This window comes from Anaerosalibacter bizertensis (genome assembly GCF_009696605.1).
Taxonomy (GTDB): Bacteria; Bacillota; Clostridia; order Tissierellales; family Sporanaerobacteraceae; genus Anaerosalibacter; species Anaerosalibacter bizertensis.
In genome coordinates, this window is record NZ_VULR01000039.1 from 1 (window position 1) to 1,622 (window position 1,622).

Annotated in this window: 1 protein-coding gene; it reads left to right on the top strand. The window is 33.8% G+C overall.

Translation table 11 applies throughout. The features are described 5' to 3' along the window. Window positions 1-164 precede the first annotated feature (164 nt). Window positions 165-1,454, top strand: coding sequence for an IS110 family RNA-guided transposase (locus FYJ27_RS12565; RefSeq protein ID WP_154485137.1), 1,290 nt, complete (start codon window positions 165-167; stop codon window positions 1,452-1,454). Window positions 1,455-1,622: the final 168 nt, after the last annotated feature.

The window sequence follows — 1,622 nt, forward strand, 5'->3', positions numbered from 1 at the left end:
GGCGACTACCTGTAAAAAAGAGTATCTATCCATTCTCATAAGATTACATTATTTGGCTGGTTGAGGCCAGTTAACACTGGTTCCTCGTGTCACATGCAAGGTTGTGTACTTATTTGAGAAGGAATGGATTTCTAAATCCAAATACTTTATTTAGGAGGTTTCTTATGAATTATCCACCTGTAGCTGGTATTGATGTTGGTAAAAATTTTAGTGAAATGTGTATTTTGTCCCCTAATAATGAGATTTATCATCGTATTAAGATCTATCATGATTCAATTGACAGTATTCAAAAGGCTATAGGTCTATTGCAAAAAGCAGAAAAGGATTTTGCAATTAGGCCTGTCGTAGTCTTAGAATCCACTGGGCACTATCACAAAATCCTCTTCCACTATCTTTCTGATTCTGGATTTGAGGTCTCTATCATAAACCCCATCCAATTTGATTCTATCAAAAATATTGGAATAAGGAAAGTAAAAAATGATAAATTTGATGCCCATAAGATTGCATTGCTTTATAGATTTTCTTTTATTAAGACTACAGCTGTGCCTGATGATGTTATTGATTGTCTCAAAAGCCTCTGCCGCCAATATTACAAGTTGGGTGATGAACTTACTACTTACAAGAATAGGCTTATTGGCATTATTGATCAAGTAATGCTAAACTTTACAGAGGTCTTCCAAAATGTATATTCAAAGACTGCCTTAGCGGTGCTTGATAGGTATCCTTCACCCAATCAAATTCTAAAGGCTAATAAGAAAACATTAATATCACTTATTGAAAAAACTTCTAAGAAAGGTCTAGGATGGTCTACTGAAAAATATGAACTTTTAGTTTTAAAAGCTAAGGAGTTTAAAGACTTAAGTATCAGTAATCCTGGAAACCTAGCCATTCTCAAAGTTAATATTTCCATGGTAAGAACCTTACAGGAAGCCCAAAAAAACATACTTGATGCAATTAATGAAATCATTTTAGCGGATTCTTTAAAAGATGATCCTGTATTATCACCTATTATTAATCTACTATGCAGTATTCCTGGTATTGGGGTGCTAACTGCTGCCACGATACTTGCTGAAGTTGGTGATTTTTCCGCATTTTCTAGCCCTAATAAACTTGTAGCTTTCTTTGGAATTGATCCCTCTGTTAATCAGTCGGGTGAATTCACCGGGACCCGTAACAAAATGTCTAAAAGGGGCTCTAGATTGCTTCGTAGGGTCATTTTTACAACTGCTTTGGCCAATGTTCGAAGCAAAAGAAATGGTAATAAAACTAATCCAGTGATCTATGAGTTCTACCAGAAAAAGTGTATGAACAAGCCCAAAAAGGTTGCATTAGGTGCTGTAATGAGAAAATTAGTAAATATTATATTTGCCGTCATGAGAGACAAAAAGCCTTTTGAGCTAAGAACCCCAGAGGAGCATAAGGAACTACTGCTTACTAGGTCTTTAGTAGCCTAATGATCTGTATTTAATGTTTAGTTTTCAAAGAACAATTTTAAATAACAGTTTCGTTTTTTAAGCCAATAATTATTGGTTTATTAGGTGTGCATTTTTTTATTATTAATTTTTCCAAAAAACATTAAATATTATTTTGCTAAAATCTATTGACTTTAATTAGCTGGTCTT